Raw genomic sequence first — 14,700 nt, 5'->3', positions numbered from 1 at the left:
GGCTCCTCACGTGCGGCTCGGGCAGGGGACTGAAGCCACCATAAGGGACCAATAGCCTCTATCCGGCCGATCCGCCCAGACCGGGCCTCGAACCGTGCTAATCCCGCCGGTACACCAGCAGCGCGACCGCCCCGATCGCCCGCGCCTCCACCAGCCGCAGCGGCCGCGCCGGCGACTGCGGGAACGGCGCCGGGTACACGAACCGGGCCCCGCCGCGCTCCCCGAGCAGGAACGGCGCCACCGCCACGTGCACCTCGTCGGCCAGGTCCGCCGACAGGAACGCCGTGTGCACCGTCCCCCCGCCCTCGACCAGCAGCCGCGCCACCCCGCGCCCGGCCAGGTCCGCGAGCGCCGCCTCCAGGTCCACCTCCCGCGCCGCGGTCGCCACCACCTCCGCCGCCTCCGGCCCCACGTGGCACGCCGCCGCGCCCGCCTCGGACGTGTACACCACGACCGGGTCCCCGCCCGAGAACAGCCGCGCGCCCGGGTCCAGCTCGCCCGAGGGCGAGAACACCACCCGCAGCGGCGTGGCCCGCCGGCCCTGCGCCAGGCGCTCGTCCCGGCGCGTCGCCGACCGCACCTGGAGCCGCGGGTCGTCCGCGCGGACCGTCCCGGCGCCGACCGCGATCGCGTCCACGCCCGCGCGGACCTCGTCGACCCGGTCGAAATCGGCCTCGTTGGACAGCACGAGCCGATCGGGCGAGTCGTCGTCGAGGAACCCGTCGAGGCTCACCGCGGCCGAAAGAATGACATAAGGGCGCTCCATGGTCCCGAGAATCCCACGATGCACTCCCCGCAGGGGCCGGGTGGCGGGGCGCGGCGCGCAGCGATCACAATCAGTACTCGTGGAAGGTCGAGAAGAGGTCCTGGCGAACCTGAGCTTCAACGCCGACGGGCTCGTGCCCGCGATCGCGCAGCAGCACGACACCGGCGAAGTGCTCATGCTCGCGTGGATGGACGCGGAGGCGCTGCGGCGCACCCTCGCGACGAAGCAGGCCACCTACTGGTCGCGCAGCCGCGGCGAGTACTGGGTCAAGGGCGAGACCTCCGGGCACCGCCAGGCGGTCGTCTCGGTCGCCGTCGACTGCGACGGCGACACCGTGCTCCTCCAGGTCGACCAGACCGGCCCCGCGTGCCACACCGGCACCCGCACCTGCTTCTCCGGAAGGGAGATCGCATGAGCAGCGACGATGCGGCCCCCCGCCGAGCGGAGGACCCCGCGGACGACGCCGCGGCGCCCCACGAGGACGCCGACGGACCGAGCGCTTCAGAGTCACGCGCTTCAGGGTCGGGCACCGCAGTCCCGAGCGCCTCCGAATCCCGCGACTCCGACCCCCGCGCCGCCGAGCGCACCCGCGTGCTCCTCGCCGGGGTCCTCGCCGCCGCGCTCGGGGCCCTCGCGGCCTCCCGCGGCTGGACCTCGACCGCCGAGACCGGCCACGCCGGGCTCACCGCCACCACCGTCCAGTCCGGGACCGACCTCGCCTCGTGGGCGCTGCCGTGCGCGCTCGCCGGCGGCGCCGCGTTCCTCGCGATGCTCGCCACCGGGAACCGCGCCCGCCGCGTCCTCGGCGCCGTCGCGGCCCTCGCGGGCCTGGCCGCCGCCCTCGGCGGCGTCCTCCACCTGACGGCGGGCGCGTGGCCGATCGTGCTCGCCGCCGCGGGGCTGATCCTCGCGGGCGCGGGCGCCTGGACCACCGCGCGGGCCGGCGCCTGGCCCGCCACGGACCGTTACGAAGCGTCCCCCGCAGGGGGCGCCGCCATAGCAGAGGACCCGGTGTCGCTGTGGAACGCCCTCGACTCCGGCCAGGACCCCTCGTCGCCTACTATCACGGCATCGGCGCAGGAGAAAGGACCGCGTAGGTGAACGTGCTGGAGCAGATCATCACCGAAGTCCGCGCCGATCTCGAGCGGCGCCAGAGCGAGGTGCCCATCGAGGTCGTCCGCGAGCGCGCCGAGGCCGCCAGGCCCCCGCTCGACGGGTACGCCGCGCTCTCGGGCGGCGGCGTCGGCGTCATCGCCGAAGTGAAGCGCGCCTCGCCCTCCAAGGGCGCCCTCGCCGACATCCCCGACCCGGCCGTGCTGGCCGCCGAGTACGCCGCCGGCGGCGCCTCGGTCATCTCCGTGCTCACCGAGCGGTCCTACTTCAAGGGCAGCCTCGACGACCTCGACGCCGTGCGCGCGAAGGTCTCGATCCCGGTGCTGCGCAAGGACTTCGTGGTCTCCCCCTACCAGGTCCTGGAGGCCCGCGCCCACGGCGCCGACCTCGTCCTGCTCATCGTGGCCGCGCTCGACCAGGACACGCTCGTGTCGCTGCACGAGCGGATCACCGGGCTCGGCATGACCGCGCTCGTGGAGGTCCACACCGAGTACGAGGCCGACCGGGCCATGCGCGCGGGCGCCAAAGTCATTGGCGTCAACGCCCGCGACCTGACTACGCTCCAGGTGGACCGCTCGGTGTTCGAGCGGATCGCGCCGGGCCTGCCCCGGGACGTCGTGAAGGTCGCCGAGTCCGGCGTCCGCGGCACCCGCGACCTCATCCGCTACGCGAGCGCCGGCGCCGACGCCGTGCTCGTCGGCGAGGGGGTCGTCAAGCAGAAGAGCCCGCGCGACGCCGTCCGCGAGCTGGTCACCGCCGGATCGCACCCGGCGACGCCGCGCCCGATCTGAGGCGCGCCGGCCTAGGGCGCGTCGGATCGAGAGCAGCACCGATCGAGAGAAGCGAAGGGGAGTAAGTACCGTGCCCAACCCAGATGCCACCGGCCACTGGGGCGAATTCGGGGGACGGTTCGTCCCCGAAGCCCTCATCGCCGCGCTCGACGAGCTCGAGCGCGCCCACACCGAGGCCCTCGCCGACCCGGCGTTCACCGACGAGCTCGACAGGCTCGGGCGCGAGTACGGGAACCTCCCCTCGCCGCTGTACCTCGCCGAGCGCCTCTCAGAGGAGGCCGGCGTCGAGGTCTGGCTCAAGCGCGAGGACCTCAACCACACCGGCGCGCACAAGATCCGCAACGTCCTCGGCCAGGCGCTTTTGACCAAGCGCATGGGCAAGACCCGGATCATCGCCGAGACCGGCGCGGGCCAGCACGGGGTCGCCGCGGCGACCGCCGCGGCCTACTTCGGGCTCGAGTGCACCGTGTACATGGGCGAGGAGGACACCCGCCGCCAGTTCCTCAACGTGGCCCGCATGCGCCTGCTCGGCGCCGAGGTCGTCCCGGTCACGACCGGTTCGCGGACCCTCAAGGACGCCATGAACGAGGCCCTGCGCGAATGGGTCGCGAGCGTGGACCACACGCACTACCTCATCGGCTCGGTCGGCGGCCCGCACCCGTTCCCGCAGCTCGTGCGCGACTACTGCCGCGGCATCGGCGACGAGGCCCGCGCCCAGTTCCTCGACCGCACCGGGGCCCTGCCGGACGTCGTCGCCGCGTGCGTCGGCGGCGGCTCGAACGCGATGGGGATCTTCACCGCGTTCCTCGACGACGCCTCGGTGAAGCTGTACGGCTTCGAGGCCGGCGGCGACGGGTACGACACTGGCCGCCACGCCGCGACCATCACCGCCGGGCAGATCGGCGTCCTCCACGGCGCCCGCACCTTCGTCCTCCAGGACGAGGACGGCCAGACGATCGAGTCCCACTCGATCTCGGCCGGCCTGGACTACCCGGGCGTCGGCCCCGAGCACGCCCACCTGGCCGCGACCGGCCGGGCCGTCTACGAGCCGGTGGACGACGCCGAGGCCATGGCCGCCCTGGAGAAGCTGGCCCGCACCGAGGGCATCATCTGCGCGATCGAGTCCGCCCACGGCCTCGCCGGGGCGCTGCGCCTCGCCAAGTCCCTGGAGCCGGGCGCGCGCGTCCTGGTGAACCTCTCGGGCCGCGGCGACAAGGACATGGGCAACGTCGTCGAGTACTACGGCTTCGCGGGTGCCCCCGAGAAGAAGGAGGCGTAGCCGCATGAGAGCCGCTGACGCGTTCGCGAAGACCAAGGCCGAGGGCCGCGCCGCCCTCGTCGGCTACCTCCCGGCCGGGTTCCCGACCCTCGCCGACTCCATCAAGGCCGTCGACATCATGATCGACCACGGCGCCGACGTCATCGAGCTGGGCATCCCCTACTCCGACCCGGTCATGGACGGCCCCGCGATCCAGCGCGCCGCCGACCAGGCGCTCGCGGGCGGGTTCCGCACCCGGCAGGTCTTCGAGGTCACCGAGGCCGTCGCCGGCCGCGTCCCGATCCTCGTCATGACCTACTGGAACCTGGTGGAGCGCTACGGGGTCGAGCGGTTCTCGCGCGACTTCGCCGCCGCGGGCGGGGCCGGGCTCATCACGCCCGACCTCATCCCCGACGAGGCCGCCGAGTGGATCGCCGCCTCCGACGAGCACGACCTCGACCGGGTCTTCCTGGTCGCGCCGTCCTCCACCGAGGAGCGCATCGCCGCCACCGTCGCGGCCTGCCGCGGGTTCGTGTACGCGCAGTCGGTCATGGGCGTCACCGGCGCCCGCGCCGCGACCTCCGTCGCCGCGCCCGAACTCGTGCGCCGCACCCGGCTTCGCACCGACCTGCCGATCGGCGTCGGCCTCGGCGTCCGCTCGGGCGACCAGGCCGCCGAGATCGCGGCCTACGCCGACGCCGTCATCGTCGGCTCGGCCATGGTCAACTGCTACCTGGAGACCGACGACGTCCCCGCCGGCCACCAGCGCCTCGCCGCCCTCACCGCCGACCTCGCGGAAGGCGTGCGCCGCTAGTCCACTCAGGCCCCGCAGGCCCCGCCCGCGGGGATAGGGGCCCGGACCACGGGTCCCACCGGTCCGGGCCCGGCCCATTCGCCCGCTCGCTGCGTTGTCGACCTCCTGGATACCACCCCGGTATCCAGGAGGTCTTCCGCCTTGCGAGCGAACAAACGGACTCGGCCCCGACCTCGCCCGAACCCGTGGTCCGGGCCCCTCCGTGCCCCCCGCCCGGCCCGCGCCCGGCCGCTCCGCCACCACCCGATAGGTTTTGCGTCGTGGACTTCGCTTCAATCCCGAGCCCTGCCGAGTCGGTCTGGCACCTCGGCCCCATCCCGATCCGCGCCTACGCGCTCTGCCTGATCGCCGGCATCGTCGCGGCCTGCTGGATCGCCGAGGTGCGGCTGCGCCGCCGCGGCGCCCCCGAGTGGGCCGTGCTCGACCTCGCGGTGTGGGCGGTGCCCTTCGGCATCGTCGGCGCCCGCATCTACCACGTCTTCACCAGCCCCGACGCCTACTTCGGCCCCGACGGCGACCCCTGGAAGGCCCTCGCGGTCTGGGAGGGCGGCCTCGGCGTCCCCGGTGCCATCCTCCTCGGCGGCGTCGGCCTGTGGCTCGGCTGCCGCCAGCTCAAGCTCCCCTTCGCCACCGTCGCCGACGCCTGCGTGCCCGGCGTCCCCGTCGGCCAGGCCATCGGCCGCCTCGGCAACTGGTTCAACCAGGAGCTGTACGGCAAGCCCCTCGACGCCTGGTGGGCCGTCGCCATCGACGCCGACCACCGCGTCGCCGGCTACGAGAACTACGCCACCTTCCACCCCACGTTCCTCTACGAGGCCCTGTGGAACACCGGCGTCGCCATCGTCCTCGTCCTCGCCGACCGCAAGTGGAAGTTCGGCGCCGGCCGCCTCGTCGCCCTCTTCGTGCTCCTGTACTGGACCGGCCGGTTCTGGATCGAGGGCCTGCGCATCGACCCCGCCGAGGCCGCGTTCGGCCTCCGCCTCAACCAGTGGGTCAGCGTCGTCGTCGTGGTCCTCGCCATCGCCTACCTGCTCCTGGTCCGCGGCTCCCGCAAGGTCGTTGCCTACGACGGCGGCGAGCGCCTCATCACCTCCTGGGACTCCGAGGCCGCCAAGGCCAACGGGTACATCGACGGCGCCCTCCCCAAGGGCGTCCTCCTCACCGCCCCCGAGGAGACCGGGACCCCCGACACCGACGAGAACGAGGACACTCGACCCGAGGAGGACGGCGTCGCGGACGAGCCGTCCGACGAACCCCAGGCCGAAGCGGGCAAGTCCCGCGACGACGCCTGACCGACACCGCTTCCCCCGGGCAGGTGCAGATGCAGAACCGTAGAGCCGTAGTCGTCGGCGCCGGCGTCGCCGGGCTCGCCAGCGCGATCGTGCTGTCGAAGCTCGGCTGGCGGGTGGCGCTCCTGGAGCGCCGCGAGCGCCTCAAGGGCGACGACCTCGGCATGATCCTGTGGGCCTCGGGCGTGCGCGCACTGCGCGCGCTCGGGGTCGACGCGACCCTCGACGCCGCCGGGACCCCGGTAGAGCGCTTCGAGATCCGCAACGAGGACCGCCTGTCCAGCTCCTTCGGCGGCGCCATGCTCGGCGCCGACGACGGCACCCCGTCCGTCATGGTCCACAACGCGATGCTCTACGAGGCGCTCGTGTCGCGCCTGGGCGACAGCGTCGAGGTCCACCCCGCCGTGCAGGTCGACCGGATCGACATGGTCGACCTCGCCGCGGGCGACGCGACCCGCCGCTGGGACGCCGACCTCGTCGTCGCCGCCGACGGCATCGACTCCCCGACCCGGCCCCTCGTCGCCCCCGGATCGCCCACCGTGGACGCCGGGGTGGTGGTGTTCCGCGGGATCATCCCCGCCCACCGCGCCCCCGAGCGCAGCGCCGAGGCCGTCGAGGTCTACGGCCCCGACCGCCGCCGCTTCGGCTACGGCGACCTCGGGCACGCCGGCGCCTGCTGGTGGGCGACCGTGCCCGGAGGCATGCGCCCCGAGTCCCCCCAGATCCAGCACGAGCTCATCAACCGCTGGTTCGCCGACTGGCCCGCCCCCGTCGGCAAGTACATCGCCGCCACCCGGCCCTCCGAGCTCACCCAGCAGTCCGTCCGGTACGTGTGGCCCGTCCCCGGACGCCTCCACCAGGCCGCCGGCGGCAGCGGCGGCCTGGTCCTCATGGGCGACGCCGCCCACGGGGTCGCCCCCATCCTCGCCCAGGGCGGCAGCCTCGCCCTGGAGGACGCCGTCACCCTCGGCTGGGCCCTGCGCCGCACCCCCGAGTCCGTCCCCGACGCCCTCGCCTCCTACGACCGCGCCCGCCTGCCCCGCCTCAAGCGCGTCGCCCGGCTCTCGCGCCGCGTCCACACCATCGCCTCCGGCGGCCGCGGCGTCACCCGCGGCCTCCTGCGCGCCGTCCCCGACTCGTGGGTCCAGAGCCAGGCCGCGTCACTGGCCGACTGGCAGCCCCCGCGCTGATCCGATACCTTCGAGCGCATGCAGATCCGCGACGCCGTCCCGGGCGACTGGCCCGCCATGTGGGCCTTCATGCGACCGATCGTCCAAGCGGGCGAGACCTACCCGTGGCCGCCGGACACCACCGAGTCGTGGACGCGCGCCTACTGGATGGAGCGCCCGAAGCCCGCCTCGCGGCTCGTCGCCGTCGTCGACGGCCGCGTCGCCGGGACCGTCGAGATCCACCCGAACCTCCCCGGGCAGGGCGCGCACGTCGCCAACGCCGGCTTCATGGTCGACCCCGCGTACGGGCGCCGCGGCATCGGCCGGGCCCTCGGCGAGGCCGCCCTCGCCCGCGCCAAGGCCGACGGCTTCCACGCCATGCAGTTCAACGCCGTCGTCGCCACCAACGTCCACGCCGTCAAGCTCTGGCACTCCCTCGGCATGGCCACCCTCGCCCTCATCCCCGGCGCCTTCGACCACCCCGCCGAGGGCCCGGTCGACCTCCACCTCATGTACAAGGCCCTGTGACCGCGAGGCCGCCGCGGACCCCGGAAGTCGCAGGGGCCGAGTAGCATCGCCCTCACCATGAACGAACTGCGCGAGTCGATCCGCTCCCTGGGCGTCGCCGACCCGGAGACCGCCGTCGCCGTCCACGCCGTCACCGGCGGCGACCCCGCCCTCCTCACCACCGCGCCCCCGCAGCGGTTCGACGACACCGCCGACTGGCTCCGGACCGGGTTCCTCACCCCCGACGGCCCCCACTTCGAACAGGCCGCCGGCCGCGCCGCCGCGCTCCTCGGCGAGACCGAGGTCGACGAGGCCGCCGACGCCGTCCTCGCCCTCGTCGTCGTCCGCCCCCGCACCGCCTACGACCTGCGCAGCCTCACCCGCCTCCCCGAGGAGGACCTGCTCGCCCTCCTCCCGCGCCTCGAAGCCGCCGGACTCCTCGCCCCCCGCGCCAACCCCCTCGAAGCCGGCAACCCCTTCTGGACCCTCACCGACCGGCTCGCGCGCTTCCACTACGCGGTCCTGCGCCCGCACCTGCCGCGCTGGCGGCGCGGGTACATCACCGAGAAGCTGTGGACGATGAACCGCGCCCGCTTCGACCGGTACGTGGCCCGCCCCGAGTTCCTCGACCTCGCCCGCGAATGGGCCCGCGACGCGACCGGCGCCGCCACCGCCACGCGGGTCACCGTCCCCGACCCGCGGTTCCGGCAGATGCGCACCCTCGAACTCGCCACCTGGGACGACAAGGGCGCGCCGATCGCCCTCGGGACCGTCCGCTGGCGGTTCCGGATGGTCGAGCGCCAGCTCAAGCGCCTGCGCTACGTCAAGCGCCTCCTCGGCGACCCCGACGCCCGCCTCTACTGCGTCGCCTCCCGCTTCGAGCCCGCGATCACCGGCGACCCCGACCCGTCGCTGCGCGCCGTCACCCCCTCGGAACTCCTGGCAGCGGCCCCCGAACCCTCCCCCTGACGGTGACTCAGGCCCCATTTCCCGGCTGGTGGGCGCCGAAACCCGGCGGGTAGGCTGAAGTCCTTCTTCCCCGTACCCGGACAACCGAGGAGTGACGATGGCGGCAAGCGTGGACGCGGTAGTGGCGGGAGCCGGTGGTTTCATCGGCGGGCACCTGGTGGCGAGCCTCCTCGCCGAGGGCAAGACCGTCCGGGCCGTCGACGTGAAGCCCCTCGACGAGTGGTACCAGGTCCACGGCGGGACCCAGAACCTCCAGATGGACCTCGCCGACCTCGCCAACTGCGAGACCGCCGTCGGCGACGGCGCCGCCGAGGTCTACAACCTCGCCTGCAACATGGGCGGCATGGGCTTCATCGAGAACAACAAGGCCCTGTGTATGCTCTCGGTCCTGCCCTCCACCCACATGCTCATGGCCGCCAAGGAGTCCGAGGTCGGCCGCTTCTTCTACTCCTCCTCCGCGTGCGTCTACGCCGGGTACAAGCAGACCGAGGCGAACATCGCCCCGCTCAAGGAGGAGGACGCCTACCCCGCCGACGCCGAGGACGGCTACGGCTGGGAGAAGCTCTTCAGCGAGCGCATGTGCCGCCACTTCCGCGAGGACTTCGGCCTGGAGACCCGCATCGCCCGCTACCACAACATCTACGGGCCCGTCGGCACCTGGGACGGCGGCCGCGAGAAGGCCCCCGCCGCCACCTGCCGCAAGATCGCCGTCGCCGCCCTCACCGGCCAGAAGGAGGTCGAGATCTGGGGCGACGGCGAGCAGACCCGCTCGTTCACCTACATCGACGACTGCGTCCACGGCACCAAGATGTTCACCCGCGGCGACGTCACCGAGCCCCTGAACCTCGGCTCCTCCGAGCTGACCACCATCAACAACCTGTACTACCTGGTCGCCGACATCGCCGGGATCGACATCGAGCTCAAGCACGTCGAAGGCGCCCTCGGCGTCCGCGGCCGCAACTCGGACAACACGCTCATCCAGAAGTACTACGGCTGGGAGCCCTCGATCTCGCTGCGCGAAGGCATGTCGAAGACCTACGAGTGGGTCTACGACCAGGTCAAGGCGACCTACAACCTGTAATGGCCGACCCGAACCTCCGCCGCGTCGACGTCCTCGGCGTCGGCGTCTCCACCGTCGACCAGGCGATGGCACTCGCCGAGGTCACCCGCTGGGTCGACACCGGCGAGCGCCACTACGTGTGCGTCACCGGCGTCCACGGCGTCATGGAGTCCCAGCGCGACCCCGACCTGCTCGCCATCCACAACGCCTCCGGGCTCACCACGCCCGACGGCATGCCGATGGTGTGGGCCGGCCATAAGGCCGGCGCCGAGTGGATGGACCGCGTCTACGGGCCCGACCTCATGCTCAACGTCCTCGCCCGCGCCGCCGAGCGCGGCTGGTCCTCGTTCCTCTACGGCGGCAAGGACGGCGTCCCCGAGCTCCTCGCCGAGAAGCTCGCCGAGCGCATCCCCGGCGTCCGGTTCGCCGGCATGTACTCGCCGCCGTTCCGCCCGCTCACCGAGGAGGAGGACGCCGAGGTCGTCAAGCGCATCAACGACTCCGGCGCCCAGCTCGTGTGGGTCGGCCTGTCCACCCCCAAGCAGGAGCGGTGGATGGCCGCGCACCGCGACCGCCTCGACGCCCCCGCGCTCTTCGGCGTCGGCGCCGCCTTCGACTTCCACGCCGGGCTCGTCCCGCAGGCCCCGCCATGGATGCAGCGCAACGGCCTCGAATGGCTCTTCCGGCTCACCAAGGAGCCGAAGCGCCTGTGGCGCCGGTACTTCCAGAACAACCCGGCGTACCTGCGCGAGATCCGCAAGCGCCCCCCGTTCCTGCGCGAATAGCGGTGGACCGCCCGGGCCCGCGCCCGGGCGGTTTCCCACTCACCCGTCCGCCCGATCGACGCTAGGCTGTGCCGCATGGTCGACAACATTCCCAGGGAGACCGCGAAGGCTCCCCACCACCCCCGCATCGCCGTCGTGTGGTCCGTCCTGTCGGCCGAGATCGAGCGCTTCGCGGCCGGGACCGGCGCCACCATGCGCATCCTCGACGTCGGCGGCGGCTCCGGCGGCTTCGCGGTCCCCCTCGCCGAACTCGGCCACGAGGTCACCGTCGTCGAACCCAGCGCCAACGCCCTCGCCTCCCTGCGCCAGAGGGCCGCCGACGCCGGCGTCACCGACCGCGTCCAGGCCGTCCAGGCCGACGCCGACGAACTCCCCGACGTCGCCGAACCCGGCTCCGCCGACCTCGTCCTGTGCCACTCCGTCCTGGAGATGGTCGACTACCCCGACACCGCCCTCGACGCGCTCGCGAAGGTCTGCGCGCCCGGCGGCGCCGTCAGCATCCTCGTCGCCAACCGCATCGCCGCCGTCCTCGCCAAGGCCCTCTCCGGCCAGTTCACCACCGCCCTCGACCTCCTCGTCCACGTCGACGGCGTCACCGAGGGCCGCGACACCATCAAGCGCCGCTTCGAGACCGCCACCCTCACCGCCCTCGTCGGCGGCTCCGGCCTGGTCACCGAGCAGGTCCACGGCGTCGGCGTCCTCGGCGACCTCATCCAGGCCGCCACGCCCGAGACCGCCACCGGCGAGGCCCTGCGCGAGTTCGAACTCGCCACCGCCTCCCGCGTCCCCTTCCGCGACATGGCCACCAACATCCACCTGCTCGCCCGCAAGCCCATGCGCTGACCGGACTCCGGGCAGACAGGGATCGGGCGCCGCACCGGCCCGACCGGCGCCTACGTCAGCGAGCGTAGGCGCGATTACGCCGTCCGGCCCACGCCGCCGCCCCGCCCGGACCGTAGCCTTGAGCCCGTGAGCACCGTGAACGCGACCCGACCCACCGTCCCGGCCCCCGTCTTCGACATCGGCCTGGCGCTCCTGCTCGGGCTGCTCGTCTCCGGCGCCACCATCGGCGCCAACGGCGGCGTCCGGCCCGCGCCGGTCGCGTTCGCGCTCGTCTGGGCCATGGCCGCGAGCCTCGCCGTCCGCCGCCTCTCGCCCGAGGCCGCGCTCGCCGGCTCCATGGCCGCCCTCTCGGTCTACCTCTACCTGGACCTCCCCGAAGGGCCGGTGTTCCTCCTCCCGGCCGTCGCGGTGTTCTTCTACACGTTCACCAGGTCCCTGCGCACCAGCGCGTACGTCCTCGCCGCCGTGTTCGTCTACACGGTCGCCTTCCACGGCCTCTCGGACCGCGACCAGAGCGTCTGGTTCACCGCCGTGGTCGCCCTCGTCTGGCTCGCCGTCCCCGCCGCCGGGGGCCGCGTCGTGAAGGAGGCCCGCCGCGCCCGCACGCGCGAACGCGAGGCCGAACGCGAGCGCTACCGGGCCGACGAGCGCGTCGAGATGGCCCGCGAGATCCACGACGTCGTCGGCCACAGCCTCGCCGTCGTCTCCATGAACGCCGGCGTCGCCCTCCACATGGCCGAGAAGCACGACGGCACCCCCGAAGCCGTCGTGGAGAACCTGCGCGCCATCCGCGAAGCCTCCGGCCGCGCCCTCCAGGACCTCCGCGCCACCCTCGCGCCCCTGCGCCGCGGCCTCGCCCCCGAACTGCGGCCCACCGGCGCCGTCACCGACATCGCCGCCCTCGTCGACGGCGTCCGCAAAGGCGGCCTCCCCGTCGACTACACCCTCACCGGCGACCCCGGCGCCGTCCCCGTCAGCGTCGCCGCCACCGCCTACCGGGTCGTCCAGGAGTCCCTCACGAACGTCATCCGCCACGCCGAGGCCACCCGCGCCACCGTCCAGATCGCCTGCGACGCCGCCGCACTGCGCGTCAGTGTCCTCGACGACGGCCGCGGCGGCCCCCTCCACCCCGACCGGATGGGCCAGGGCGTCACCGGCATGATGGAGCGCGTCCAGGCCGGCGGCGGCACCTTCACCGCCGCCCCCAGGACCGGCGGCGGCTTCGCCGTCAAAGCCCACATCCCTTACGACCGTAAGGAGTCGCGATGATCGAGCTCGTGATCGCCGACGACCAGAGCCTCATCCGCATGGCCCTGCGCAACCTCTACCAGGGCGAGGACGACATCCACGTCGCCGCCGAGGCCGAGGACGGCCGCGAAGCCTGGGAGGTCGTCCGCCGCATCCGGCCCGACGTCGCCCTCCTCGACATCCGCATGCCCGGCCTCGACGGCCTCGAAGTGCTCCGCCGCATCGGCAAGGACCCCTCCCTCGCCGGCACCCGCGTCGTCATGATCACCACCTTCGAGATCGACGAGTACATCTTCGAGGCCCTCGCCGGCGGCGCCGCCGGGTTCATCATGAAGGACGCCCCGCCCGAGGACCTCCTGCGCGCCGTCCGCCTCGCCGCCGCCGGCGACTCCCTCCTCAGCCCCGACGTCACCCGCAAGGTCATCGACGCCTACGCCGAACGCGGCACCGGCGGCGCCCGCCCCCACCCCAACCTCGGCGACCTCACCGAACGCGAGCAGGAGATCCTGCGCTGGGTCGCCACCGGCCTGTCCAACGACGAGATCGGCGAACGCCTCTTCATCAGCCCCGCCACCGTCCGCACCCACGTCGGCAAGCTCCTCGCCAAACTCGGCGCCCGCGACCGAGCCGGCCTCGTCGCCATCGCCTACCGCTCCGGCCTCGACATCCCCGAGACCTAGGGGCCCCGCCCGGGACCTAGGGCCGGGCCGATTTCCTCCGCGAGCGGACGGACCCGACCGCCGCCCCGACCCACCGGACACGCCCCGGCCCGGCGCCATTCCCGGCCACGGCCCTCTCATGTGGCCGAAACGAGACGAAACCGGCTAGCCTCGGGCCATGCCTTCGAGCCCGTACCTGGCGGCCGCCCGTCCCGCCTACGGCACCGGCACCCTCGCCGATGTCATGCCCACCGCCCTCGCGGCACTGGGCGTCCCGCAGCGCGCCGACAGCCCCGCCGTGCTCCTGCGCGAGGGCGAACTCGACGGCGTCCGCCGCATCGCCGTCCTCCTCCTCGACGGCTTCGGCTACCACCTCCTCGGCCAGGCCGCCCAGGCCAGCGACACCGTCGGCGCCGTCCACCACGGCGAACTCGGCACCCTGACCGCCATCACCGCGACCGTCCCCTCCTCCACCCCCATCAGCCTCGCCTCCCTCGCGTGCGGCCTCCCGCCCGGACAGCACGGCATCATCGGGTTCACCGTCCGCGTCCCCGACACCGGCGGCCTCGTCACCCACATCCGCTGGGACGGCTCCAGCCCCGACCCCGAGACCTGGCAGCCCGAGCCGACCGCGTTCGAACGCGCCCGCGCCGACGGGGTCGCGTGCACGATCGTCTCCAACGGCTCCTTCCGCGACACCGGCCTCACCCGCGCGATCTACCGCGGCGCCGACTGGCTCCCCGCGACCAGCCCGCGCGAGGTCGCCGAGGGGACCATCGCCGCGCTGGCGCGGGCCGACCGGAGCCTGGTGTACGCGTACCTGCCCGACGTCGACACCGCCGGGCACTTCCACGGGGTGGGCTCGCCGGACTGGCTCGAAGCCGTCGCGGAGGTGAGCGAGGCGATCGACGGCATCCTCGCGGGCCTGCCGCGCGACGCGGCCCTGTTCCTCACCGCCGACCACGGCATGGTCAACGTGACCGACCGCCTCCACGTCGACCAGCGCCCCGACCTGCGCCAGGGGGTCGACGCGATCGCGGGGGACGGGCGCATGCGGTACCTGTACGCCGCGCCGGGCGCCCTCGACGACGTGCGCGCGGCCTGGACCGACGCGGTGGGGGAGCGCGCCGAGCTCATCGACCGCGACGAGGCGGTCGACCGCGGCTGGTTCGGCCCGAAGGTCACCGACGCCGCGCGCGAGCGCATCGGCGACCTGGTCGTGGCCTGCAAGGACACCTTCGCGGTCGTCGGCGTCGAGGGCGAGCCGCCGCACGTGGCCCGCCTCATCGGCCAGCACGGGGGCCTCACCGCCGCGGAGATGGCCGTCCCGCTCTGGACGTACCGGCCGGTGTAGCGGCGGGAGGGTGCGGACCGCTCGGCGGGCCGGGTGTGACGCGATCGGGCGACACGATCGGGTGACACGGGGGCC

The 14,700-nt window shown here is 73.7% G+C and carries 16 protein-coding genes; 15 read left to right on the top strand and 1 reads right to left on the bottom strand.

Annotation, left to right across the window (positions count from 1 at the left end):
* Window positions 1-97: 97 nt before the first annotated feature.
* Complete coding sequence (locus BLS99_RS03335; RefSeq protein ID WP_091043450.1) at window positions 98-766, bottom strand: RibD family protein; 669 nt, start codon at window positions 764-766, stop codon at window positions 98-100.
* Here BLS99_RS03335 and hisI point away from each other — a divergent pair.
* The 15 genes from hisI to BLS99_RS03260 all read left to right on the top strand — a co-directional run bounded on the left by hisI (window position 765) and on the right by BLS99_RS03260 (window position 14,625).
* Window positions 765-1,181: a phosphoribosyl-AMP cyclohydrolase gene (gene hisI, locus BLS99_RS03330; protein ID WP_091043448.1), complete on the top strand. Its 417-nt coding sequence runs from the start codon at window positions 765-767 to the stop codon at window positions 1,179-1,181. The two genes, BLS99_RS03335 and hisI, sit on opposite strands and share 2 nt — an antisense overlap.
* On the top strand, window positions 1,178-1,867 hold the full coding sequence (locus tag BLS99_RS03325; protein ID WP_091043445.1) for a Trp biosynthesis-associated membrane protein: 690 nt from the start codon (window positions 1,178-1,180) through the stop codon (window positions 1,865-1,867). Before hisI ends, BLS99_RS03325 begins: the two co-directional genes overlap by 4 nt.
* A gap of 2 nt (window positions 1,868-1,869) precedes the next feature.
* A complete protein-coding gene (trpC, locus tag BLS99_RS03320; protein ID WP_091044811.1) occupies window positions 1,870-2,670 on the top strand; it encodes an indole-3-glycerol phosphate synthase TrpC in 801 nt (266 codons plus the stop codon).
* A 70-nt stretch (window positions 2,671-2,740) separates the two neighbouring features.
* Window positions 2,741-3,949 carry a tryptophan synthase subunit beta gene (gene trpB / locus BLS99_RS03315; RefSeq protein WP_091043442.1) on the top strand — a complete coding sequence of 403 codons (1,209 nt, stop codon included), beginning with the start codon at window positions 2,741-2,743 and terminating at the stop codon, window positions 3,947-3,949.
* 4 nt (window positions 3,950-3,953) lie between these two features.
* The gene (gene trpA / locus BLS99_RS03310) at window positions 3,954-4,742 is read left to right on the top strand and encodes a tryptophan synthase subunit alpha (RefSeq protein ID WP_091043439.1); all 789 of its coding nucleotides are present in this window, start codon (window positions 3,954-3,956) and stop codon (window positions 4,740-4,742) included.
* Window positions 4,743-5,002: 260 nt separating this feature from the next.
* On the top strand, window positions 5,003-6,034 hold the full coding sequence (lgt, locus tag BLS99_RS03305; protein ID WP_091043435.1) for a prolipoprotein diacylglyceryl transferase: 1,032 nt from the start codon (window positions 5,003-5,005) through the stop codon (window positions 6,032-6,034).
* 23 nt (window positions 6,035-6,057) lie between these two features.
* The gene (locus BLS99_RS03300; RefSeq protein ID WP_091043432.1) at window positions 6,058-7,221 is read left to right on the top strand and encodes an FAD-dependent oxidoreductase; all 1,164 of its coding nucleotides are present in this window, start codon (window positions 6,058-6,060) and stop codon (window positions 7,219-7,221) included.
* 18 nt (window positions 7,222-7,239) lie between these two features.
* A complete protein-coding gene (locus BLS99_RS03295) occupies window positions 7,240-7,728 on the top strand; it encodes a GNAT family N-acetyltransferase (RefSeq protein WP_091043428.1) in 489 nt (162 codons plus the stop codon).
* A 57-nt stretch (window positions 7,729-7,785) separates the two neighbouring features.
* Window positions 7,786-8,676 (top strand): hypothetical protein, encoded by an 891-nt coding sequence (locus tag BLS99_RS03290; protein WP_091043424.1) that lies wholly within the window; start codon window positions 7,786-7,788, stop codon window positions 8,674-8,676.
* A gap of 97 nt (window positions 8,677-8,773) precedes the next feature.
* Window positions 8,774-9,757: an NAD-dependent epimerase/dehydratase family protein gene (locus BLS99_RS03285; protein ID WP_091043421.1), complete on the top strand. Its 984-nt coding sequence runs from the start codon at window positions 8,774-8,776 to the stop codon at window positions 9,755-9,757.
* Complete coding sequence (locus tag BLS99_RS03280; RefSeq protein ID WP_091043418.1) at window positions 9,757-10,521, top strand: WecB/TagA/CpsF family glycosyltransferase; 765 nt, start codon at window positions 9,757-9,759, stop codon at window positions 10,519-10,521. The genes BLS99_RS03285 and BLS99_RS03280 overlap by 1 nt, the downstream gene beginning before the upstream one ends.
* 75 nt (window positions 10,522-10,596) lie before the next feature.
* Window positions 10,597-11,364: a methyltransferase domain-containing protein gene (locus BLS99_RS03275; protein ID WP_091043415.1), complete on the top strand. Its 768-nt coding sequence runs from the start codon at window positions 10,597-10,599 to the stop codon at window positions 11,362-11,364.
* Window positions 11,365-11,490: 126 nt separating this feature from the next.
* The gene (locus BLS99_RS03270) at window positions 11,491-12,633 is read left to right on the top strand and encodes a sensor histidine kinase (RefSeq protein WP_091043412.1); all 1,143 of its coding nucleotides are present in this window, start codon (window positions 11,491-11,493) and stop codon (window positions 12,631-12,633) included.
* Window positions 12,630-13,292: a response regulator gene (locus BLS99_RS03265; protein ID WP_091043409.1), complete on the top strand. Its 663-nt coding sequence runs from the start codon at window positions 12,630-12,632 to the stop codon at window positions 13,290-13,292. Before BLS99_RS03270 ends, BLS99_RS03265 begins: the two co-directional genes overlap by 4 nt.
* Window positions 13,293-13,449: 157 nt before the next feature.
* Window positions 13,450-14,625, top strand: coding sequence for an alkaline phosphatase family protein (locus BLS99_RS03260; protein WP_091043405.1), 1,176 nt, complete (start codon window positions 13,450-13,452; stop codon window positions 14,623-14,625).
* Window positions 14,626-14,700 lie beyond the last annotated feature (75 nt).

This window comes from Glycomyces sambucus (assembly GCF_900102815.1).
Taxonomy (GTDB): domain Bacteria; phylum Actinomycetota; class Actinomycetes; order Mycobacteriales; family Micromonosporaceae; genus Glycomyces; species Glycomyces sambucus.
The sequence above is the reverse complement of the archived record's forward strand: the minus strand, read 5'-3'. Positions and strand labels throughout refer to the sequence as shown.